Genomic DNA, 23,071 nt, shown 5'->3' on the forward strand with positions numbered 1-23,071 from the left:
AAATTTTAGTATATGAGTATTAATCTTTATAACCTTTTGAGATATAAGTTTTCAAAATGAAAGTGATTTCCTTTTTCTGTTTTTCTTACCTTAATAGAGATTGAATTAGTTTGTCGGGTCACATGGATCATGCCCAACTCCTGTCTTTCCAGCTTTTTCTCTTTCGATGCATAGGCCTCTTTCCAATCCATAAGCATCTTCTGGCGATTCCAAATTGAAAACTCTCCGCCATCCGGAGTCTGATAATAAGTAAGTCCGATCCGATAAATTCCTTCCGGTATTTCGTTTAACATAATCCGGATCATTCCCTCTCTTTCCGTAGAAACCACCAGGCGGCCCCTGTTCTTAATTTCCGTATCCCCGCCTAAAGATATATCCATTAATTGCGGGAAAAAGACATGTTCGTCGGGGTAATAGATCGTACGTAATGCCTCAATCGGTTTAACCTGGTTTGCAGACGGCTTATCCCCATAATAAAAGGCGACCGAGGTATAATCGACCGGAAACAGATTATGTTCCGGTCCATGCTCTATAGTATGCAGAAACGTCCGGTCGAAGCTCAGCTTATCACTCAGAAAGAAGCGATAACCACCTGTACGGCACATCGGCAGGGAATAGTCCAGAGAACCGTGGATCGGAAGACTGACACCCCGGTCCCATCGATCCAACAATGCATACCATCCTCCGTTATAATAGTCCTCCGACCCGGTGCCATGCATCCTCATTTTATTATCCACGACCGTGGAATCATCTCCTTCAAAAAACAAAGTCATCCCCGGTTGCAGGCCTTGCGCCTGGTGGATTGTACCTACATAATGCCCTTTGCCAGTAATATTTGCAAAAAGATACGGTTTACGATCTTCCGGCCGGACTTCCCTACGCCAAATGGTATATAGACGACCTTCTACCCGAGGATTCTGAGGAACGTCCGTATAATACACTCTAATGTTCATATCCACTTTTGATTGCGTACTCTCCGCCCTTTTCTCATAAACCATTCCCAGTTTGGCTCTCTTCTCAAAAGGCATCGGCAGATAGCAATAATTTATCTTCCCGGCATTTGTTCCCGCAAGAATACTTCGCATAGCCGGCTGACCATAAGCATATCCGAAAAAGTCGGCTGCCGGACAATAAATAGCCCAATCGCTATCCTCGTCCCATTGCGCCTGTATGAGAATATCCTTGTACTGACCTTCCAAGATGTTACCGGATTCTAATTCGATTCCTACGATATGACCGCCTCGGTTACTTTCAAAAAAAAGGACAGATTCTCCGGGTAAAAGGGTAATTTGTTTCATTACTTCCTTTATTTGCATCCCTTCGTTGCGCCCGACATCTAAAGGAGTTGTTTCCGAACGCCAGAAAGCGCAAGCTTTATTGAATGCCGTTTGATCCCGTTCGGTCCAATCCGTAGAGAAAGTCTCTGTTTTTGTTTCTTTCGGATAAGAACGAGATTGAATCTGATAGAACTGCATTTTCTCACCGGAGAACAAGATTTTACATGATTCTTTGTACAAAATAGGAATATAGCAATAATAACCTCCTACTTCATTTCCACAGATCGGGGCCAGAAACGGGAATACTTTTCCGGAAAACAAGTCGATAAACGGCATCCTAATACGTGGATTTTTTTCTCCGTCAAAATAGAATTCGATGATCCCGTCAACCGGAGTCGGGGTCCAGATCCGATTAATGACGCCGGGACCTTTTAAATCGGCCAAAACCAGTTTATCTCCTTCCTTTCGGATATACGAATATTTACCGGAAAATCCATCGTCATTCAGTCCGGTTCTATCATAGCTGGACTCCTGCTCCACGATTACCTGCCGGTAAACAGGAAGCTGGTCAATCCGGTAAAGTTGTTCCAGCTCGAAATGTAAAGTTCCGACTTGAGCCTTCACTTTCGAAAGAAAAAAAGTAAAGACGATTAGAAATAAATAAAAGCATTTAAAAGAAAGAGTTCTCATAGGATTTATTTTTTAGTTTGACTCTGATTCTTGAAAAACCGATTTGATTTCATCGATTGTCGCACCAAACAATTTTTCTGTAATCGGAGTTAAATCGGCTTCTTCTCCAATAAAATGATAGACCGTATGTTTATGGCTTAATGTACCCATCGGTTTAAGGAAGGCTGCCGGAGATACGCTTTCAAGTTCGAGAAAAGGTCCCATGATACTACCATCTTCCAGCGGACCGTCGTTATAGGCGTTCAAGGCATCCCCAATCAAGGGATCTTTTGACGGATTCCATTCCTGGTTCAGGTATACCGCGTCTTTATCCACATTGAAGGTCACTACAGTCAGCCTTTTTGAGTCGGGATCATAGTTGCCGGCAATAGCTTTGGTACGATGGGTGTTTAGCCCTAATTTACTTCGGTACCGGCCGTCTGTTTTCAGATAGATAGTGCTGTCCTGTATTTTCAATCTGTCGGCCGGTATTTCTCCGAAATAATCCGAAGTTACTATTTTGCCTAACTCTTTTTCATCTCCCGGATTGAACGGGATGATGGTAACGGCCCGTGGCCCCGGATTAAACATATCCAGCATCCAAATACAGATTATACCGGTTTCCTTTGTCCATTCGAAATCATTTAAATTAACAATTGAATTCTCTGTCATATAGGCCACAGCCTTCATACCCGAATTCAGTTTAAGACTTAGCGTGAATGCAATCTCAGGAGTTTCAATGAGAGAAATCGCCCGATCGACACGTAATTTCAACCGATTACCAAGATAGTTTGTTACTTCCATTTCTTTTTTCAGGCTGACATTTTTTTGGTTGGCCGAAGCAATTTCCCAAGGTTCGATATCGATAGGCGAGGGTGTATGCCAATTGTCATATATTTGTTCGGTCTCAGGCGCAAAATATATAGAAAACCGTCCTCCTTCCGGTCCCAGCCAAAACCGGTTTTCGCCTCCGTATCCATTCATGTGTTCATCAATCTTTCCGGAATCCAAGACTTTATAATTAAGAAAGCCCAGGCTTTGTCCTGATAAGCCATCGGCGGTACTGGTAAAAACTTTTGCCTGGTATTTAGGCGAGACGATGACCCGGGCCTCTTCTCCATCGGCCGTCAGAACTACGATCAGACTGTCTTTCTTCGATAAATAATTAAGATCATAACCGAACGTTCCTTTTTCAAATGATTTCATATCTAATTTTTTTTGTTTATTGCTACAACTAAACAATATTCCCAACACCAATATTATAGTAGATAATTGAATGATTTTTTTCATTGTTTGATATCTTATTTTATTAATACAGCTTCTTTACCTGCAATCATACATTTCTGGACATCAATTGTTCCATATTTAATATTGATAAATGGCCTACCGTTTTTGAGGCCTACATTTCCAAATCCGGTGTTTGTAGATAAAAACGATGTAAAGTCGTCGCCAATTCGTGAATCAATATATAAAGTTTTATTTATCGCATCATATCTTATACCCGTCAAACCTTCCAATAGAGCATAGCTGGCCATGGCACGTGCATACCACGCTCCGCACTCATATTCATTGAATGGATTGCGAATGCGTCCGTCATAGCGTTTCCGGCAGGTCCGTACAATTTCTAACCCTTTCTCAACCTCTCCTTCAAACATTAAATGTGCGGCAACCTGATATTCGATTCCCGTCCAAACCTCATCACTATATACAAACGGCAGCTGTAGTTTGCCTCCTTTAGGCCAAGAGCACAATAACAATCCTCCTTCATTTCCTAAAGCATAAGTCGGGCGTTGAGGATTTGCATGATTTCGCAAATCTGTTTTCAGATTATATTTGTGAACTGAAAGCAGATGGCTTTTTACTTTCTCCTTGTCTATCACTTCAGGCATACCGCAAACTAAAGATATCCATGACCCCAGGATCCCATCTGATAAGCATCCTTTCCCATATTGATATTTAGGTCCTTCTGCCTCCAGTATTTTTAATGCCTCGGGAGAATAGGATGTCTGGAATGCTTGTGATTTAGTCGGATCCGGTGCATTCAGATCCTTCCATCGGATGTCCTGAATAAAGTATTCACCGTCATATAGTTTTTCTTCCATATAGGATTTACTCTTCATCATGAGAGTCTCATATCTTGAAACATCTTCTCCTAAGGATTTACCCATCAGACTAATGGCTTGTAAAGCCCCTGCATAGAAGCTTGTGACCATACCATCAGGGCCCCAAAACTCGATATCATAGGTGTTGTGATGAGGCTCTTCTATAGCTCCGACTTCTCTCGGATCCCATGTCTTGATACAGTAATCCATACTTCGTTTTACAAGCGGGTAGATCATTTTTAACCAATTATTGTCTCCTGAAATTCTCCATTCCCGGTATACTTTCATGATGCCGCCGAGTTGGCCATCAGCAGCGGCATGAAAATCATGGATTACGGGTCTTATCGGAAGATTGGAACGGAAAGCCTGGTGTCCTTCCTTATTTTGACTTACAAAAAACTCAGTTTCTCGCAGCGATCTTTCCATAACAGGAAATAAGTGGGATACAGCTTGTGCATAGTTCCATACATGTGTGCATGAGCCATGGCATGACCCCCAAGTGTCGCCACAACCTTCCCAGTTCCACATGCGTCCGTCATATTGCCGAAACACGGTAGGTGATTTTAATATGGTGAGATTGGCTGCTACGGCTTCAATCACTTCAGCCGGTAATGTGCTATTATAAAAAGCATCAGTGAAACTCTGCGTTTTGGCCTTCAGGCTCTTATAGTTTTTCGACCAATAGGAGGCAACAGATTGCACACTTTCAAACCGGCTGCTATACCAGGGACGATAAGTTCCTTCACCTTTATTGTCGTACGGATAAGATTTGCTGCTTCCATCGGCAGATACGGGTTGATATGGCATATCTACGTCAGATTTAGGATCACCTCCAATTCTTAAGTCGGATTTTGGTACATACCATGCCATGAATAGCTTAATGGTTTTTGATTCGCCTGGTCTAAGTTTGAAAGGCACAAATAAAGAAGCTCCTGGAGCACCGGGTTCTTTTTCAGGGGATGTATTCATTTTGCCGGATGTAAGATCGTTCCAGCACATGGTTAACGGGTCGAACCATCCTCCCCTGAACCAGTTATGATTAACGATTGTTCCGGGATTATCCGTGTAAATGGCAAAATCTCCTTGATGAAACGGTTCTGTCTCTGTTCCTGTCTGGCTAAGAATAAAACCCTTGTCAGTCGATTGGATAAAAGAAGTACCCTTGTCATGCACATACATGAAGTTTCTTGTGTTATAAGAAAATATTGCTTCTACGTCTTTGCTACTTGTATTATGAAATTCATACTCGAATCCGGCAACAGGTAAACTGGAATTGTCAGCATCCGTAGGGATAAATGGATTCCATGCCGTCATTTTAACTTCCACAGGTAATTTATCATCTTTCAGGTCAATTTCTGCGAAAGGGAAATGCACTGTAAAAGTGGATTCTTTAAACCGGGGAAGCCCCCATGTCCCGCCACCACCCAACGCGGAATTTGGGGCGCCGAATTTTTTCCAATCGGGAACCTGCCCTTCTAATATTTTTGTTCCGCCTTCTATATCTTTGAAATGGATTGCGGCAAACATAACCGGCTCATTAAAGACCTCCGGCCGGTGGTGGAGAGACATATTGGATAGGGCCCCACTTCCTTCCACGCAGAACATGCCTGTCCCTATTCCTCCGATAGGAAAAGCAATGCGGTTTGTATATTCACCCGTGTATTTCTCGTTATAACTTCGCTCTCGAATCTCTTTTTTTTCGCAACTGAGTAAGAGAATTGTCAATAATATAACTGAACATTTTAAATAAACTTTTTTCATGGCATTATATGGAATATAGTTGTAACTGGCGAATAATTTTGTTCTACATTTTATATCCTTTCATTCCATAGAATAAAATGAAAAAGAAACAGAATAAAGGGATAATAAAGCCGATGGCTATATTTTGTTCCCCTATCAATCCCATCAAAATAGGAGAAAAAGCTCCTCCGGCAACAGCCATTGTGAGGAATGACGCCGCCTTTTTTGTATGTATACCCATATCGGCTAAACCTAATGCATAAATAGTCGGGAACATGATAGACATAAAGAAGAAACTTATGTATAATGCATATAATGATATTTTCCCTAATCCAAGAATAACTAATATCATTGCTATAATACAAATAAATGCATAGACAGACAGTATTTTATCCGGTTTGAAGCGCCCCATTATAAAACTACCGGATAACCTTCCTATCATGAATAATAGCATACCTCCGAATGCGAGGAATTGAGATGCTTTTACAGGTGTAATACTTGGATCTTGTTCTGTGACATAATTAATGAAGAAGCCGAAAATACCGGATTGTGCCGCCATATATAAAATTTGAGCGACCACTGCCAATACGAAATGCTTATGCTTCCATAAAGGATTTAAGCGTGTGGTAGAGATAGCCACTATTTTTTCGTCCGCTTCCTCTTCTTTTATTTCAGGTAATTTTATGAAGAAAAAGAAGACTGTAATGATTAGGATACAGATTCCTATAAGAATATAAGGCTTTGTTAATGCCATTGTGTCGTCCGCTGTTGCGCCAAGAATTAATTGTCCTCCGATAAATGGACCTAAAACCCAGCCTAGCCCATTCAGCGATTGGGATAAATTCAGCCGTTGTGCACCGCTTTCTTTCGGCCCCAATACGGTAGAGTAAGGATTCGCTGCAGTTTCTAAAAAACAAAGTCCGCAGGCTACTACAAAAAGAGCGATAAGGAATGGATTAGATGAATGAAAATATGCAGCGGGAATAAAACTGAAAGCTCCTACGGCATACAATAACAATCCCAAGATGATTCCTTTCTGATAGCCATATCTTTTCATAAATATTCCTGCCGGAAGACTTATCAGACCATAAGCAATATAGGTGGAAAATTGAACCAAACCGGATTGTGCCTTACTCATAGTAAAAGCAACTTGAAAATGTTTATTAAGAACATCTAATAGGCCGTGAGCAAAACCCCATATAAGAAACAGGCTGCTGACAAGGATAAATGGAATCAAGTAACTTTTGCCGGAAGGAGAATTAAAAATGGATTTCATGTTTTATATAATGATTAATCGATTAACTTAAAGAATATGCATTTAAATCCTGATAAAAGCTTCCGCTTTTACAACAAATCATTATGTAGCGTTGCCGCAAGCTTTAGAATCTGAATGGCTTTAGGAGCGTTTTGCTTAGCTTTTATTTGCTCAATCAGCAGGTTTACCGCTTTCTGGCCTATCTCTGCAATCGGTTGCAGCACATAAGGGATCGGAGTCGGAAGAAAATCAAAGGCTTCGTTCTTGTCGAAGCAGACGATTTTTACATCATTCGGTATGGCTATATTCTTACGCATAATACTTCTTACGCCATACATGGAGAGGCTATTGGTGGCGAATAGTATCCCGTCGACCTTGCATCCGTCTGCAAACAATTCGTCGACAGACTTGTCAATGTCTTCACTAATATGCGAATAACGTATTTCCTTGACGCATGGTTTTTCCGCCAAACCGGCATACGCCAAAGCGTCCATATATCCGCTTTTCCGTTCTAATATATGCGGCAAGAGGTTTTTGTAAGTGAACAGTACTATGTCTTTGCACCCTTGTTCGATCAATAGCCTCGTCGCTTCGAGCGAAGCACGATAGTTGTCGATAACGACATAGCTGCATTGGACGGAAGGAAAATAGCGGTCTATCAAAACCAGGGGCACATGGTCTTCTACTAATTTCTGTATGTATTCTTCGCTATATTCGGTGGGTACGATTAGAAAACCATCGACTTGCCTGTTCCTGAACATATTAATCATGGTTTCTATCTTGTCGACGCTTTCATTCGTATTGGTTATGATCACCGTATAGCCGTATTTTTCCGCTTCTTCCTGAATGTAAAAAGCCAATGTGCTGAAAAAAGAGTTGGATATATCTGCGACGATGAGCCCTATCGTCTGTGAATGTCCCATCCGCAAACTCCGGGCGATATTGTTCGGTTGGTAATTCATCATCTTGGCTGTTGCTATGATTTTTTCAGCTACTTCTTTGCTGACGCGCCCATCCTTATCTTTGCCGCTCAGGACTAAAGATACCGTAGCATTCGATACTTCCAATTTCTTAGCTATGTCCTTTATTGATGTGCCTTTCATTTTGAAACGGTTTAAAGGATAACAATGAGTATTAGTCTTTGATGATGTCGCAAATATAAAGATTAATCGTTTAACCTTTAAGATTAAATTATATGTTCTTGAGCATATTTCTAAACGGGTTGCTTTTCCGGAAAATGAATCTCACGGACGATATTGTAGTTTTATATCATTCGATTGTGTACTTTTGCGGCCAATAAAGAATGGTTGATTATGGAGAAGGATGCCTCACAGGCAGTTCCCGGAAAGACGGCTTTCCGTGTTTTGATCGCTTTGGGAATTGCGCATTGTATGAATGATACGTTACAATCCCTCATTTCCGCTTCTTATCCGATTTTGAAAGACGATCTGGTATTGAGTTTCGGGCAAATCGGATTAATTACCTTGGTTTATCAGCTGGCGGCTTCCATGTTCCAACCGCTTTTCGGACTTTATTTCGATAAACGGCCTTCGCCTTGGTCGCTTCCCTTGGGCATGAGCTTTATCCTGTTGGGGATCATCTTGTTGGCTTACGCTTCGACACTGGGACTCGTATTGCTTTCCGTTTTTTTAGTAGGGCTGGGTTCCTCCGTTTTTCATCCGGAAGCCTCCCGGCTTACGTCCATGGCGTCGGGTGGAAGGAGAGGGCTGGCGCAGTCGGTTTTCCAGGTCGGCGGTAATTTCGGCAGTTCACTGGGTCCTTTGCTGGCCGCCCTGCTGATCGCTCCCTACGGGCGGCAGAATCTGAGTCTGTTTGCCTTGCTTGCCTTGTCGGCTATTGTGTTGATGGTGCCGATCGCACGCTGGTACCAACGCTATCTGGCCCATATCAAGCGGGAAGAGCAAGCGGCTCCGGCGCATGTCAAGATGCCCTTGCCTCGGAAGCAGACCGTCTTTACCATCGCGATCCTGTTGATTCTCATCTTTTCGAAATATATTTACATGGCCAGCCTGACCAGTTATTATACCTTTTATTTAATAGAGAAATTCGATGCGACGGTGCAACACTCGCAGTACTTTCTGTTTCTCTTCCTTTTCGCTACGGCGGCGGGAACCTTGCTGGGCGGACCGATCGGCGACCGGATCGGGCGGAAATACGTCATTTGGGGATCGATCCTCGGAGCGGCGCCTTTCAGTTTGCTGATGCCTCATATGGGGCTGTTCTGGACGGCGGTCTTCAGCTTTTGCGTCGGCTTGATTCTTTCTTCCGCCTTTCCGGCGATCCTGGTTTATGCCCAGGAACTATTGCCTTATAAACTGGGATTGATTTCCGGACTCTTTTTCGGTTTTGCATTCGGTGTGGCGGGAGTCGCTTCGGCCGTCCTAGGGTATATGGCTGACCATTATGGAATTGAGGCCGTTTATAACGTCTGCGCTTATATGCCTTTGCTCGGACTCGTTGCCTGCCTTCTGCCGGATATAAGGAGAAAAAAAGGATAAAATGATTATCCGCATAATATCCTGACAGAGGCATTTAAATCCCTGGAAAAATCAGTATACTCAATACATCCATTCAGTATACTGAATCATAAAATCGAGTATACTCGATTCATTCACTCAGTATACTCGATTTTTCACGTAGGACACAAGGCGGATAATCATACAAATAAAGGATAATCATTGCGAGGCTCTCGCCTCGCTTTTATCATCGGCGGAAGCTCCAGCTTCCGCCGAACATAACAGGAGTTTGCCCTGTTTTTGTGTATTTGCTCCCTTTACTCAGCTCAAATAAACCGCTATTCTACTTCACAAATGAATCAACTGCCCTAAAAACTAAAAACAGAGTTAAACAAATTAACGAGTAGAATTTAAACAATGACTAAAATAAGTGCTGAAGAAAAGGATTTGATAATCGATGGAATTCTTCCAATAGGCACTGTTATGCGCTCCAGGGCGCGTGATGTAATCGTGCTTGATATTCCGGTAGAGAAGTTCGTTATGAAGTTTCTCGTTGACGTTATAGAAGAAATCTTCTGTGCCGCAATCGATAATAATCGCCAGTGAGTCGGGCTGTATCTTGTTCAACTGCGTCATTACGGTATGGGCGTCCCAACGTTCGGGGTTGTCTTTGTAGTCTCCCAGTTGTTTTTTCATCTCCCAGTTATTCGGGAACGGACGGATGTCGACACCCCCGCTGGTCGAGCCGCAGGCGCCGAATACATCCTGATGCCTGATGCCGAGCCATAGGCCGCCATGCCCTCCCATGCTCAGTCCGGTGACGGCGCGGCCTTTACGGTCCCGCACGGTTTTATAATGTTGGTCTATATAAGAAACTAACTCTTTGGAGATGTAGGTCTCGTAGCGTACTTCCGGATTCACCGGGCTGTCCCAATACCAATTGTTTTTGCCGTCCGGACAAACGATGATTAGTCCTTTTTCCGTCGCCAGTTCCGGCAACTCCGGTTTGATAGACAACCAACTGTCATAGTGGCCGCTGTATCCGTGCAAAAGATAAAGGACGGGAAAGGCTTTTTGCCCGCCGTAGTTTTCCGGAAGAATGACTATGTTTTTAATGGAGACGTTCATGGACGGGCTTTCGACGACGATCGTGTCTACTTGCTTCTGGGCGGCAAGAAGGTTGCAGGTGAATAGGAAAAGAAAGAGTACCAGTTGTTTCATAGGGCTTTTATCTTATCGGTTTGTTTTTTTGACAGGCAAAGTTACTATTTCCCTTCATGAAAGAACTATTGATGTGACAAATAATTATCATGATTGGCTTTTGAGAATTAAAAAAACTCTATATTTGCACCTTGAAAAAGCGGACTAATAAAAAACAATATAATATAAATATAAAAATCACATGCAAAACAAAGGATTTGTAAAAGTCTTTTCTGTCTTATTGACACTGGTTTGCTTATTTTATTTGTCGTTCTCTTTTGTGAGCAAATATTATGACGGGCAAGCAGCTAAATATGCCGGAGGAGATCTGGAAAAGGAGAGTTATTATTTAGACTCGTTAGCAACTCAGAAAGTATGGTTCGGCTATACGTTGAAGCAATGCCATGAGATGGAGATTACATTAGGCCTCGACCTGGAAGGCGGTATGAATGTAATACTGGAACTGAATGTGGCCGATGTACTTCGTTCGCTTTCGGGAAATAACCAAGATCCGAACTTCAACAAGGCATTAGATCTTGCTTTCGCCCATCAGGCTGCCAGCCAGAAAGATTTTATCGACCTGTTTGTGGAAGAGTTCCGGAAGCTGTCGCCGAATACCTCCCTTGCTTCCCTTTTCAGTACCTTTGAATTGAAAGATAAAATAACCCTTCAGAAGTCGGATGCGGAAGTAATTTCGATACTTCGTTCGGAATTGAAAAGCGCGATAGACAACTCATTCAATGTGTTGAGTACCCGTATCGACCGTTTCGGAGTGGTTTCTCCCAATATCCAGCGTCTGGAAACAACCGGCCGTATCCTGGTGGAACTTCCGGGTGTGAAAGAGCCGGAACGTATCCGTAAATTGCTGCAAGGCAGCGCCAACCTCGAATTTTGGGAAACGTATGATCTGACGGAAATTTACCAGCAATTGATCGCTGCAGATAATCTGTTGGCCAAACTGGTTACCAACGATTCGATAAAAGCGGAATTGGATGCAGCGGATAGTACTGCTGCTGCAGCGGATACGACTTCCGTCCTACCGGCCGCCGCCACCGCTTCCGCTGACTCGACAGAAACAAAAGCTGGCAATGATTTGTTGGCCAAGATCGAGGGAGGAGACTCTGCCAAAATGGCTGAGACCGCTTCCGCCAAGGAATTTGCCAAAGAACATCCTTTGTTTTCTATCCTTCAGTTGAATCAATACAACGGACAATTGGCTCCAGGCGCGGTTGTCGGCATAGCCCATCACCGTGATCGCGCGAAAATCGACGAATACCTGAACCTGAAGCAAGTAAAAGATGTTTTACCTCGTAACCTCGTGTTCAAATGGGGAGTAAAGGCAGTCGACGACAAAGAACAATTCTATGAATTATATGCCATCAAGGTGTCGAATCGTGACGGAAGCCCGGCGTTAGGCGGTAATGTAGTGACGGATGCTTCCGCCGACTTTGCAAGTAAACTGGGACGTTCCGAACAGGAAGTCAGCATGTCCATGAATGCGGAAGGCGCAAAAGCATGGGCCCGTTTGACAAAGGAAAATATAGGCCGTTCCATTGCAATCGTGCTGGATGAACTCGTTTATTCCGCTCCGCGGGTAAATGATGAGATTACCGGTGGGCGTTCGTCCATCACCGGCCATTTTACCCCGGAAGAGGCGAAAGACTTAGCCAATGTATTGAAATCAGGAAAGATGGCTGCCTCCATTCATATCGTACAAGAAGATGTAGTCGGCCCTTCTTTGGGGCAGGAGGCCATTCAATCCGGTCTAATTTCATTTTTGCTGGCATTGGTCATTATCATGGTTTATTTCTGTGTGGTTTACGGATTCATTCCGGGTTTAATTGCCGACGGCGCCTTGCTGGTGAATGTCTTTTTCACGATGGGTATTCTGGCTTCATTCCAGGCGGTGCTGACCTTACCCGGTATAGCCGGTATGGTACTTACCTTCGGTATGTCACTGGATGCGAACGTATTGATCTATGAACGGACAAAAGAGGAACTCCGGGGCGGCAAGTCGGTCGGACATGCGATACAGGAAGGATATAAACAGGCTTTCTCGGCTATCTTTGATGGTAACGTAACTGCAATTATAACAGGTGTCGTTTTGTTATTCTTCGGTACAGGGCCGATTAAGGGATTTGCTACTACGTTGATCATCGGTTTGTCTGCTTCTTTCCTTACAACGGTCTTCCTGACACATATAGTATATGAGGCTTTGCTTTCAAAGGGTAAACTGCAACATCAGACATTTGACACAAAGCTGACAAGGCACTTTTTAGTAAATCCTAATTTCGATTTCCTGGGGCGTCGTAAAATCGGGTATTTGATTCCGGTTGCTATCATTGTGCTGGGAGCAATCTCTTTGGCGACGATCGGTTTGAATAATGGTATTGATTTTACAGGCGGACGTAACTACATCGTCCGTTTTGACAAGCCGGTCAATACGGAAGATATACGAGCTGCTATGGATGAACAATTGGAGGGAACTGTTAATGTTATCACGATCGGTTCTTCCAACCAGGTTCGTATCTCTACCAACTATAAGATTGAGGAGAATAATACGGAAGTCGACCGTGAGATCGTGGATAAATTATATCAAGGTTTGAAACCGTGGCTTCCGGAGACTGAAACGGTCGAGCAATTCGTTGCGCAAAACATCATGAGTTCCCAGAAAGTGGGGCCGAGCATGGCGGATGATATTAAGACAAATGCGGTCATTGCGGTCATCATAGCGATGTTCTGTATGGCTTTGTACATATTGATAAGTTTCCGTGACTTCGCATTCTCTGTTGGCGTATTCGTTTCGGTTGTTATATGTACCTTGTGTATTATCGCTTTCTATAGCTTGCTTTGGAAGATACTGCCATTCTCAATGGAGGTGGATCAGACCTTTATAGCGGCGATCCTGACGGTTATAGGATATTCAATTAATGATACGGTGGTTGTGTTCGACCGTATCCGCGAAACGATTAAATTATATCCGAAACGGGATCGGTTCCAGGTGATCAATGATTCTTTGAACTCTACGTTGTCACGTACGTTTAATACTTCATTTTCCACCTTCCTGACCGTACTTTGTATTTTTGCCTTGGGAGGAAGTACGATCCAGACTTCTACCTTCGCGATTTTGATCGGTATTGTGGTCAGTACGTATTGTACGCTCTTTATTGCAACGCCGATTGCCTATGAAATACAAAAAGATAAGATTAAGAAACACGCAGTGAAGGAAGTGGAAGCGAAGTGACACGACATTGAGTGGTTTTTCAAAAAATAGAAAGAAGGATGTTTCAAAAAGCATCCTTCTTTTTTTTGGTAAAACCGATAGATCCATTCTTATCTTTTAACTTCGGAAAAGAAACCAATAAACTCCTAAGCTTGTTTTGTTAATGTATAAATAAAGTATCTATGAAAAATTTTGAATTTGCAAATCCGGTAAAAATTATTTTCGGAAAAGGTTCGATAAAGAAGATTGCGGATGAAATTTCTGCCGGAAGCAAGGTCCTAATGACTTATGGCGGAGGAAGTATCAAGCGGAATGGAGTTTATGACCAAACAGTGGAAGTTCTGAAAGGTTTCGAATTTTATGAATTTGGAGGGATCGAACCGAATCCGCATTACGAAACTTGTATGAAGGCGGTGAAACTGATCAAAGAGAAAGGAATCGACTTTGTGTTGGCGGTTGGCGGCGGTTCGGTTATTGACGCAACAAAGTTTATTGTGGCTGCCGCTTGTTATGGAGATGGCGATCCGTGGGAAATCCTTTCGGAAGAGGCTGCGGTGAAAAAAGCATTGCCTTTCGGCTCGATTCTCACGATTTCGGCTACCGGCTCGGAAATGAATGCCGGAGCGGTAATTACCCGTGCGGAGACCAAGGATAAGCTGGCCTTCGGTTCTCCGTTCACTTATCCGAAGTTTTCGGTATTGGATCCGACCGTTACTTATTCTTTGCCTCCGAAACAAATAGGAAATGGAGTAGTCGATGCTTTTGTACATGTGATCGAACAATATCTGACCTATAGCGAAGAGGATACATTGATGCAGGATTTCTTTTCGGAATCTATCTTGAAGGTGCTGGTGCTGGAAGGGCCGAAGGCTTTGGAAAAACCGACGGATTATGACATACGGGCTAATCTGATGTGGGCTTCTACCTGGGCATTGAACGGATGGATTGCCTGCGGAGCGGCAGAGGATTGGGCAACGCATATGATCGGTCATGAAATCACAGCTTTCTATGGCTTGGATCATGCCCAAACCTTAGCGATTGTTCTTCCCGGCGTGATGACCGTCTTGAAGGAACAAAAATCAAAGAAGATCGCCCGCCTGGGAAAGGAAGTTTTCGGAATAGAGGGCTTGCATGCTGTGGAACGGACCATCCAAGCCGTCGAAGATTTCTTTGAAAAGATGGGAGTGAAGACGCATCTTTCCGGTTACGGACTAGGCGCTGAAGTCGCCGATAAAGTTTCCAATCGTTTGAAAGAGCGGGGATGGATTTTGGGAGAATGTAACAACATTACTCCGGAAATAGTGAAAGAGATTCTCCTTTTAAGAGTTTGAAACCGATAGATCTGTATGTCTGAATGATGTATGTTTTAAATCATTTGGAAAAAATAAGATTTATCAGAGAAGTAGTAATTATTTAAAAAGCAAAAGATCATGTTATCAGTAAACCCCTATTTATCATTTAACGGAACATGCGAGGCTGCATTCAATTTCTATAAATCCGTTTTTGGCGGCGAATTTGAAGAGCTAGAGCGTTATAAGAACATTCCGGATATGGAGGTTCCCGAGTTGGAAAAGGAGAAAATCCTGCATATGTCCTTGCCTTTGACGGAGTATGTTTCGCTAATGGGTGCTGACTCTTCCGAGGCGTTCGGACAAGCCGCGACCTTTGGAGATGCCATTACCGTTACAATTTGTACGGCTGACGAGGCTGAAACACACCGGATTTACAACGGATTATCCGAAGGAGGGAAGATCACGATGCCGCTCGAAAAAACATTTTGGGCTGATTTATATGGCCAATTTACGGATAAGTTCGGCATCCCTTGGGCAATTAATTTCACGAAGCAAACGAAGTGAAAGGGTTTGTTCTGTTAATAAAAAATCCCAACTGAATACTATAAGTAACAGTTGGGATTTTTAATGCCTTTATTTATGTACTTCTACCCGGTGAGTGGGCGCTATATGTTCGTTCCTATACTGTACCTTTTCGACCACTTGCCCGGCTAAAGCACGGAAAGCGGCGCCCGTAATCGTATCCGGGTTCAGTGCGACCGGCTTGCCATTGTCTCCTCCTTCACAAATGCTTTGGACAATGGGAATCTGTCCGAGCAGAGGGATATTCAATTCTTCCGCCAACCGTTTGCAACCTTCTTTGCCGAAAAGATAGTATTTATTTTCAGGAAGCTCTGCCGGCGTAAACCAGGCCATGTTCTCGACCAATCCCAGGACCGGAACTTGGATCTTATCTCCCGTAAACATGCTGATGCCTTTTCGGGCGTCGGCCAGAGCTACTTCCTGTGGTGTACTGACGACAATGGCGCCCGTAATTTCCAAGGTTTGCACCATGGTCAGGTGAATGTCGCTTGTTCCCGGAGGAAGATCGATCAGGAAAAAATCCAGCTCGCCCCAATTACCGTCGCTAATTAATTGCTTCAGTGCGTTGCTAGCCATCGACCCCCGCCATAGGACGGCATCCTCCTTATTAACGAAGAAGCCGATGGAGAGCATCTTGACGCCATAGTTCCGGGCCGGTTCAATTAACTCGCGGCCCTTCACCTGGACGAGCCCGGGCCGGGCATCTTCTACATGGAACATTTTCGGCTGGGAAGGGCCGAAGATATCGGCATCCAACAACCCTACCTTATACCCCATCCCGGCAAGCGAAACAGCCAGATTGGCCGCTACAGTACTCTTCCCCACACCTCCCTTACCGGAAGAAATGGCAATGATATTCTTGACATCCGGCAATAATCTTTCCGGTTCTGCCGGACGCGCCGCTTGCCGGGTGACGACCGTAATGTTCCCTTTTATGTCGATCGACGGATCGGCGTAGGTCAGGATTGCCGCTTCGGCCGCCTTGACGACCGACTTGGTGAACGGATCGTTCGGCTTGTCAAACAAAAGGGAAAAACTGACTTTATTTCCTTCGATGCGAATGTCGTCTTCTACCATTCCGGCGGAAACCAGATCTTTGCCGCTTCCCGGGTAGCGAACTTTCGACAGCGCATCCAATATAAGTTTCGGATAGATTGCCATAGATACGAAATTTTAGAAATTATTTAATTCTGATGTTTATTTGCCTGCCGTGAGTGCACTGCGTTGATTCCGGTTAAAGCTACGATAGGTATCCCACTCGATTTCAATATCCGGTTCGACCAGTGCCTCCCGTTCTTCACAAACAAACTGGAGATATTTAATGTTTAAGCCGCGATCCAGCCATTGTTGCTCATAATAGGTTTTGATGGATAAAATCGGATTGTTTTGTTCCGAATGATAAAGATCGTCCGTGTCGACCTTCACCGGATAGGCATTGACCCGGATCATCTCACGTGTATACGTATAAAGGAAATGGCTGTCCGTTTTCAGATGAATGATGCCGTCGCCGGAAAGGATTTGACGGTAGAGCCGCATGAAGCGGGTAGATGTCAGGCGTTTGTTCACCTTCTTCATTTGAGGGTCAGGAAAAGTCAGCCAGATCTCCTGTACCTCGCCCGGGGCGAAGAACTCAGTGATCAGTTCGATGTTCGTACGCAGAAAAGCAACATTTGTCATGCCTGAATCCAGCGCCTCCGTAGCTCCGCTCCACATCCGTGCGCCCTTGATGTCGACGGCTATAAAGTTTTTCTCCGGAAACACGCGTCCCAACCCGACGGTATATTCCCCCTTGCCGCAGCCCAATTCTAAGACGATCGGATGGTTATTCCGAAAGAATCGCTCCCCCCAGTGTCCTTTAAGATCGAACCCTTTCTCTTTCAGCGTAGCAAAAGGATACTGAAAGACATGCGGATACTCCGCCATTTCCGCAAACTTCGTCAACTTATTCTTTCCCATGGGGCAAAGATAATTATTTTACCAATATTTTGCTTTTAGGATTATAGATGTTACTTTCGTATTAAAATAAGTATATGAGTGTTTAGTGGAAAACCTATGTGAACAATTCAAATACAAAAAGACAAGAGTGAATGAATGATTTACGCTAAATAAATAAAAATGAAAAGAATAATCTTACTCCTCCTTGTTGTTTTGTCTCTTATAAATAATAATTTATATGCGAAAACAATAGAATTAACATCTCCCAATAAAGAAATAAAAGTATCTATCCTTCTTGCGGATAAAATCTACTATTCAGTATCATATAATAATGATGAACTATTGAAGGAATGTTATATGCGGCTTATTTTAAAAGATAATGTATTCGGTGAACAACCTAAATTAACAAGCCGGAAACAAACGCAGGTAAATGAAACGCTGACTCCCGTGATTCCTCTTAAATATACTGTGGTTAATAACTATTATAATCAGCTCAGACTAACCTTTAAAGGTAATTATGTTGTAGAGTTCCGTGCCTTTAACGACGGAATAGCTTATCGTTTCATCACTAACAACAAAGATGAAGCATATGTAACGGGAGAAGATTTTGTGATTAACTTTCCCGATGCTTATCTCGCACACTTACAACAACCCCAAGGATTCAAGACAGCCTATGAAGAAGCTTATACGCACATCAAAACGAATGAATGGAAGCCATCCGATAAGATGAGTGCATTACCTGTGCTGATTGATACCCAAAAACCATATAAGATACTCATCTCAGAATCCGATTTGAGCGATTACCCTTGTATGTTCCTGAAAGGTACGGAAGAAAACGGCATGCGATCCACCTTTCCCAAAGTACCACTGGAGTTTGGAGAAGATGGAGATAGGAGTGTGAAAATATTAAAAGAAGCCGATTATATTGCGCAAACATCTGGAAAAAGGAGCTATCCGTGGCGTTACTTTGTCATTACTAAAAATGACAAGCAGTTGGTAGAGAATACGATGACATATAGGTTGGCTGCTAAAAACCAAATAACCGACCCTTCCTGGATTAAACCTGGGCAGGCTAGTTGGGAATGGTGGAATGGAGCAACTCCGTATGGGGCGGATGTAAACTTCGTAGCAGGTTGTAATCTGGATACTTATAAATATTTCATTGATTTCGCTTCGCAGTTTGGCATTCCTTATATAATCATGGATGAGGGATGGGCGCAAAGTACCCGCGATCCTTATACTCCCAACCCGACAGTTGATGTACATGAAATTATCCGTTATGGAAAAGAAAAAAATGTCGGTGTTGTGCTTTGGTTGACCTGGCTCACTGTGGAGAATAATTTCGATATATTCAAAACATTCAAGGAATGGGGAATAAAAGGAGTTAAAATAGATTTTATGGATCGGAGCGATCAATGGATGGTTAATTACTACGAACGTGTAGCCCGGGAAGCCGCCAAGCATAAACTGTTTGTGGATTTTCATGGCTCATTCAAACCGGCCGGATTGGAATATAAATATCCGAATGTCCTCTCTTACGAAGGAGTAAGGGGAATGGAACAAATGGGCGGATGTTATCCCGACAATAGCCTCTATTTGCCTTTTATGCGGAATGCCGTAGGTCCGATGGACTATACTCCCGGTGCTATGATCAGTATGCAACCTGATGTTTATAGATCAGAACGCCCGAACTCGGCCAGTATTGGAACCCGAGCTTATCAAATGGCGTTATTCGTTATTTTTGAAAGCGGTATACAGATGTTAGCTGACAATCCGACTTTATATTATAACAACCGGGAATGTACGGAATTTATTACAGAAGTACCTGTTACCTGGGATGAAACCCGGGCACTCAAGGCTCTCGTGGGTGATTATGTGATCGTGGCCAAGCGCAAAGGAAACAAATGGTTTATTGGTGGAATTACCAATAACAAGGAGAAAGAGCGGACTTTTGAAATTCCACTTGATTTTCTTCCAGATGGAAAAAGCTTTCGTATGACTTCATTTGAAGACGGCATCAATGCCGGTTATCAAGCCATGGATTATCGTAAGAAAGAGACGACCGTAAAATCCGATGATAAGATATCGGTTAAAATGGTAAGGAATGGTGGTTGGGTGGCTGTTATCGAATAATTTAAAACAATAATTAAATGCTTCTTTAAAAAACCACGGGACTGCCTAAAAAAGGGGGCAGCCCCTTTTGGTGTTTGTACATTTTGTTAAAATGTACTCTCTTGATGTTGCTTTTTGCGTTGGTATTTTTTCTGAGAAAAGCCCTGTTTATTTTTTCCACATCTGTTCCATATCTTCCAGGGTTTTGCCTTTGGTCTCGGGGAGCCGCTTCCATACAAAGATAGCTGCTAATACGGCTAATGCTCCATATATCCAGTAAGAGAAACCATGATGGAAAAAAGAGACCAATGTCTCGTTCTTATCCATAATCGGAAAAGTCCATGACACGAGGAAATTGGAAACCCATTGGGCGGTGACGGCAATCGACATCACGACGGAACGGACGGAGTTGGGGAATATCTCAGCCAGCATGACCCAACATACGGGGCCCCAGGAGATGGCAAATCCGGCTGTGTAGGTAAGCATACATACCAGTTTCAAACCTGACGGCAGATTAGCAGCAAAGGAGGTGCCCAGTACCAGCATGGAAGCCGCCATGACCAATGCCCCAATGATAAGCAGTGGTTTACGACCGAACCGGTCGACCGTAAGAATCGCTAAGACGGTGAATGACAGATTGACAATTCCTACGATAATCGTTTGCAATAGTGCCGAATCAGTACCCGAGCCCATGCTTTTGAATATTTCCGGAGCATAATACAAGACGACATTAATACCTACAAATTGTTGGAAAGCAGAGAGTAAAACGCCGGTAATAATGATTACGAATCCATATGATTTTATCGGGACATACAATGCGATCAGGAAACTGGCGATCATCGCTATCTCAAAAGCGCTTGAAATGCCCAGGAATGACAATCCAAGTATGCCCGCGATAAATAAGATCAGCCAGATAAGCATAAAATGATAATAAGATTTTATTGAAGTACCGGTTTCTTTAGTGAAACTATTTCGAATTTCCTGCAACTCTTTTTTCGCTTCTTTATTACCTACTAATTTCATTAAAATGTGTTCGGCTTTTTCTGTTTGGCCTTTCATGGTTAACCATCTGGGTGTCTCCGGTACAAAAAACAATAAGGAGAAAAATAGTCCTGCAGGGATTGCCAGGGAAGCAAACATCCATCGCCATCCAATCTGATGCAACCATTTCGTATCACCTTGTTGGGCAATAAAATAATTGACAAAGTAGACTACCAGCATTCCGAGAATGATGGCAAATTGGTTGAGAGAAACAAGACTTCCCCGTTTTGCCGGCGGGGCTATTTCGGCAATATACATGGGGGATACCATTGACGCAATCCCTACACCTATACCTCCGATAATACGATAAAATACGAAATGGTAAACAAAGGTATGATCGGTGGAATCCGGCAAGTGATAGCCTATTTCAGGCCAAGCAGAACCAAGGGCCGCCAATAGAAATAAGATGGCTGCCGTGAATAGGGCTTTTTTGCGTCCTAATTGCTGACTCAGCCAACCCCCGATAGCGGCACCTATAATACAACCGATGAGGGCACTACTGACGACAAACCCTTCCATTGCATTCGCCTCATTCGGAGAAAGTCCCATCGGTTCGATGAAGAAATGGCGCAAGGATTCGACCGTCCCCGAGATAACGGCTGTGTCATACCCGAAGAGTAGTCCGCCCAAAGTTGCAATGACGGTTATCCCCGCAACATATAATTTACTCGCTTTTTGGTTTTTCATGGATTTCTATTTATAATGGTCTTTTCGATAAAAAGAAGAAGTGACTGTCCCAATAGGAAAGTTGAAAAAATCATAACTATGACTTTTTCAACCGGAAAAAGGATGGCATTTGACACACATTTGATCCCCTGCCCGGTATTATTCCGTATATATATTTACAATTGCTTCATACAATTCCTGTTTGCCGCTGATTTGTTCTGGTTCGCCTTTTTGCTTGGCGTAGGATACTAAATCTTCCAGTGAAAGTCTCCCTTCTTCGAACTCTTTGCCTTTTCCGTTGTCGAAGGAAGCATAGCGCTCTTTCAGCATTTGGAGATACGGCGATTCGTTGAGAAGCCGTGCGGCATTCTCCAATGCACGTGCCATGACATCCATTCCTGCAATATGTGCGATAAAGATATCTTCCAGATCGGTTGAATTTCTGCGGGTTTTTGCATCAAAATTGATGCCGCCATTACCGAATCCTCCATTCCGGATGATCTGAATGAATGCCTGTACCAGTTCGAATGAATCGATTGGGAATTGGTCGGTGTCCCATCCGTTTTGGTAATCGCCTCGATTAGCATCGATCGAGCCCAACAGTCCGGCGTCTACCGCGCAAGCCAATTCGTGTTCGAAAGTATGTCCGGCAAGTGTAGCGTGATTGACTTCTATGTTGATTTTGAAGTCCTTGTCCAGTCCATAGTGGCGGAGGAATCCGATCACGGTTTCCACATCCGTATCGTATTGGTGCTTGGTCGGTTCCATTGGTTTAGGCTCGATAAGGAAGGTTCCTTGGAAGCCTTTGGAGCGGCCGTAGTCACGGGCAAGGATAAGCATCTGTGCCAGATGATCTTTCTCGCGTTTCTGGTCGGTGTTTAATAAGCTCATATATCCTTCGCGGCCTCCCCAGAAGACATAGTTGGTACCACCCAATTCCATCGTTGCGTCAATTGCATTTTTTATTTGTACGGCGGCGCGGGCTACGACGTTGAAATCGGGATTCGTGGCGGCACCGTTCATATACCGTTTATGACCGAAAACATTAGCTGTTCCCCAAAGTAATTTGATGCCGGTCTCTGCTTGTTTCTGTTTGGCATAAGCGACCATTTCTTTCAGATTAGCTTCGTATCCTTCGATGGTACTCGCTTCATCAACCAGATCTACATCGTGGAAACAGTAATGCTCAATGCTGACTTTTTGCATAAATTCGAACCCCGCATCCATTTTCGCCTTCGCTCTTTCCAAGGTTGAAGCGCTCATATTCCAAGGGAATGTTTTGGTTCCCGGACCGAATGGATCATTTCCTTCGGCACATAGCGTATGCCACCATGCCATGGAGAACTTCAACCAATCTTTCATCTTCTTACCATTGATCTCTTTTTCGGGATCGTAGTAATGAAATGCCATCGGATTTTTACTCTCTTTTCCATCAAATTTGATTTTCCCTATTCCGGGAAAGAATTCTTTTGTTGCCATCTCTCTTTTATTTTGTTTGTG

General features: G+C 43.5%; 15 protein-coding genes. 5 read left to right on the forward strand and 10 right to left on the reverse strand.

Annotated features, from left to right (window positions below; genetic code table 11):
* Window positions 1-26 precede the first annotated feature (26 nt).
* The 5 genes from BQ8014_RS04255 to BQ8014_RS04275 form a co-directional block, all read right to left on the reverse strand.
* On the reverse strand, window positions 27-1,967 hold the full coding sequence (locus BQ8014_RS04255; RefSeq protein ID WP_080903276.1) for a glycoside hydrolase family 172 protein: 1,941 nt from the start codon (window positions 1,965-1,967) through the stop codon (window positions 27-29).
* 12 nt (window positions 1,968-1,979) lie between these two features.
* Window positions 1,980-3,152, reverse strand: coding sequence for a DUF6786 family protein (locus BQ8014_RS04260; protein WP_234997982.1), 1,173 nt, complete (start codon window positions 3,150-3,152; stop codon window positions 1,980-1,982).
* Window positions 3,153-3,247: 95 nt separating this feature from the next.
* Window positions 3,248-5,809: a GH116 family glycosyl hydrolase gene (locus tag BQ8014_RS04265; RefSeq protein WP_080903278.1), complete on the reverse strand. Its 2,562-nt coding sequence runs from the start codon at window positions 5,807-5,809 to the stop codon at window positions 3,248-3,250.
* 43 nt (window positions 5,810-5,852) lie between these two features.
* A complete protein-coding gene (locus tag BQ8014_RS04270; protein ID WP_080903279.1) occupies window positions 5,853-7,064 on the reverse strand; it encodes a sugar MFS transporter in 1,212 nt (403 codons plus the stop codon).
* A gap of 68 nt (window positions 7,065-7,132) precedes the next feature.
* Complete coding sequence (locus BQ8014_RS04275) at window positions 7,133-8,146, reverse strand: LacI family DNA-binding transcriptional regulator (RefSeq protein ID WP_080903280.1); 1,014 nt, start codon at window positions 8,144-8,146, stop codon at window positions 7,133-7,135.
* 210 nt (window positions 8,147-8,356) lie between these two features.
* On the opposite strand from BQ8014_RS04275, the gene BQ8014_RS04280 reads away from it, so the two are divergent.
* Window positions 8,357-9,562, forward strand: coding sequence for an MFS transporter (locus tag BQ8014_RS04280; RefSeq protein WP_080903281.1), 1,206 nt, complete (start codon window positions 8,357-8,359; stop codon window positions 9,560-9,562).
* 354 nt (window positions 9,563-9,916) lie between these two features.
* On the opposite strand, the gene BQ8014_RS04285 is transcribed toward BQ8014_RS04280, so the two are convergent.
* On the reverse strand, window positions 9,917-10,741 hold the full coding sequence (locus BQ8014_RS04285) for an alpha/beta hydrolase (protein ID WP_080903282.1): 825 nt from the start codon (window positions 10,739-10,741) through the stop codon (window positions 9,917-9,919).
* A gap of 181 nt (window positions 10,742-10,922) precedes the next feature.
* Between BQ8014_RS04285 and secDF the strand changes: the two genes are divergently transcribed.
* The 3 genes from secDF (at window position 10,923) to BQ8014_RS04300 (ending at window position 15,799) form a co-directional block, all read left to right on the forward strand.
* Window positions 10,923-13,964 carry a protein translocase subunit SecDF gene (secDF, locus tag BQ8014_RS04290; RefSeq protein WP_080903283.1) on the forward strand — a complete coding sequence of 1,014 codons (3,042 nt, stop codon included), beginning with the start codon at window positions 10,923-10,925 and terminating at the stop codon, window positions 13,962-13,964.
* A gap of 161 nt (window positions 13,965-14,125) precedes the next feature.
* The gene (locus BQ8014_RS04295; protein WP_080903284.1) at window positions 14,126-15,274 is read left to right on the forward strand and encodes an iron-containing alcohol dehydrogenase; all 1,149 of its coding nucleotides are present in this window, start codon (window positions 14,126-14,128) and stop codon (window positions 15,272-15,274) included.
* 99 nt (window positions 15,275-15,373) lie between these two features.
* On the forward strand, window positions 15,374-15,799 hold the full coding sequence (locus BQ8014_RS04300; protein ID WP_080903285.1) for a VOC family protein: 426 nt from the start codon (window positions 15,374-15,376) through the stop codon (window positions 15,797-15,799).
* A 69-nt stretch (window positions 15,800-15,868) separates the two neighbouring features.
* On the opposite strand, the gene BQ8014_RS04305 is transcribed toward BQ8014_RS04300, so the two are convergent.
* Complete coding sequence (locus BQ8014_RS04305) at window positions 15,869-16,978, reverse strand: Mrp/NBP35 family ATP-binding protein (RefSeq protein WP_080903286.1); 1,110 nt, start codon at window positions 16,976-16,978, stop codon at window positions 15,869-15,871.
* A 36-nt stretch (window positions 16,979-17,014) separates the two neighbouring features.
* Window positions 17,015-17,773, reverse strand: coding sequence for a tRNA (guanosine(46)-N7)-methyltransferase TrmB (gene trmB, locus BQ8014_RS04310; protein ID WP_080903287.1), 759 nt, complete (start codon window positions 17,771-17,773; stop codon window positions 17,015-17,017).
* Window positions 17,774-17,932: 159 nt separating this feature from the next.
* On the opposite strand from trmB, the gene BQ8014_RS04315 reads away from it, so the two are divergent.
* Window positions 17,933-19,885, forward strand: coding sequence for a glycoside hydrolase family 97 protein (locus BQ8014_RS04315; protein WP_080903288.1), 1,953 nt, complete (start codon window positions 17,933-17,935; stop codon window positions 19,883-19,885).
* Window positions 19,886-20,032: 147 nt separating this feature from the next.
* On the opposite strand, the gene xylE is transcribed toward BQ8014_RS04315, so the two are convergent.
* Window positions 20,033-21,592, reverse strand: a complete 1,560-nt coding sequence (gene xylE, locus BQ8014_RS04320; protein WP_080903289.1) for a D-xylose transporter XylE — start codon at window positions 21,590-21,592, stop codon at window positions 20,033-20,035.
* A 138-nt stretch (window positions 21,593-21,730) separates the two neighbouring features.
* Window positions 21,731-23,050, reverse strand: coding sequence for a xylose isomerase (gene xylA / locus BQ8014_RS04325; protein ID WP_080905810.1), 1,320 nt, complete (start codon window positions 23,048-23,050; stop codon window positions 21,731-21,733).
* Between the last annotated feature and the right edge of the window lie 21 nt (window positions 23,051-23,071).

The organism is Parabacteroides sp. Marseille-P3160 (assembly GCF_900162725.1).
In the GTDB taxonomy this organism is placed as follows: domain Bacteria; phylum Bacteroidota; class Bacteroidia; order Bacteroidales; family Tannerellaceae; genus Marseille-P3160.

Excerpts from the sequence above, each read along its gene's own strand:
- BQ8014_RS04305 (WP_080903286.1), bottom strand. The coding sequence starts at position 16,978 with ATGGCAATCTATCCGAAACTTATATTGGATGCGCTGTCGAAAGTTCGC.
- BQ8014_RS04295 (WP_080903284.1), top strand. The coding sequence starts at position 14,126 with ATGAAAAATTTTGAATTTGCAAATCCGGTAAAAATTATTTTCGGAAAA.
- xylE (WP_080903289.1), bottom strand. The coding sequence starts at position 21,592 with ATGAAAAACCAAAAAGCGAGTAAATTATATGTTGCGGGGATAACCGTC.
- BQ8014_RS04265 (WP_080903278.1), bottom strand. The coding sequence starts at position 5,809 with ATGAAAAAAGTTTATTTAAAATGTTCAGTTATATTATTGACAATTCTC.
- BQ8014_RS04285 (WP_080903282.1), bottom strand. The coding sequence starts at position 10,741 with ATGAAACAACTGGTACTCTTTCTTTTCCTATTCACCTGCAACCTTCTT.
- xylA (WP_080905810.1), bottom strand. The coding sequence starts at position 23,050 with ATGGCAACAAAAGAATTCTTTCCCGGAATAGGGAAAATCAAATTTGAT.
- secDF (WP_080903283.1), top strand. The coding sequence starts at position 10,923 with ATGCAAAACAAAGGATTTGTAAAAGTCTTTTCTGTCTTATTGACACTG.
- BQ8014_RS04270 (WP_080903279.1), bottom strand. The coding sequence starts at position 7,064 with ATGAAATCCATTTTTAATTCTCCTTCCGGCAAAAGTTACTTGATTCCA.
- BQ8014_RS04255 (WP_080903276.1), bottom strand. The coding sequence starts at position 1,967 with ATGAGAACTCTTTCTTTTAAATGCTTTTATTTATTTCTAATCGTCTTT.
- trmB (WP_080903287.1), bottom strand. The coding sequence starts at position 17,773 with ATGGGAAAGAATAAGTTGACGAAGTTTGCGGAAATGGCGGAGTATCCG.
- BQ8014_RS04260 (WP_234997982.1), bottom strand. The coding sequence starts at position 3,152 with ATGAAATCATTTGAAAAAGGAACGTTCGGTTATGATCTTAATTATTTA.
- BQ8014_RS04315 (WP_080903288.1), top strand. The coding sequence starts at position 17,933 with ATGAAAAGAATAATCTTACTCCTCCTTGTTGTTTTGTCTCTTATAAAT.
- BQ8014_RS04300 (WP_080903285.1), top strand. The coding sequence starts at position 15,374 with ATGTTATCAGTAAACCCCTATTTATCATTTAACGGAACATGCGAGGCT.
- BQ8014_RS04275 (WP_080903280.1), bottom strand. The coding sequence starts at position 8,146 with ATGAAAGGCACATCAATAAAGGACATAGCTAAGAAATTGGAAGTATCG.
- BQ8014_RS04280 (WP_080903281.1), top strand. The coding sequence starts at position 8,357 with ATGGAGAAGGATGCCTCACAGGCAGTTCCCGGAAAGACGGCTTTCCGT.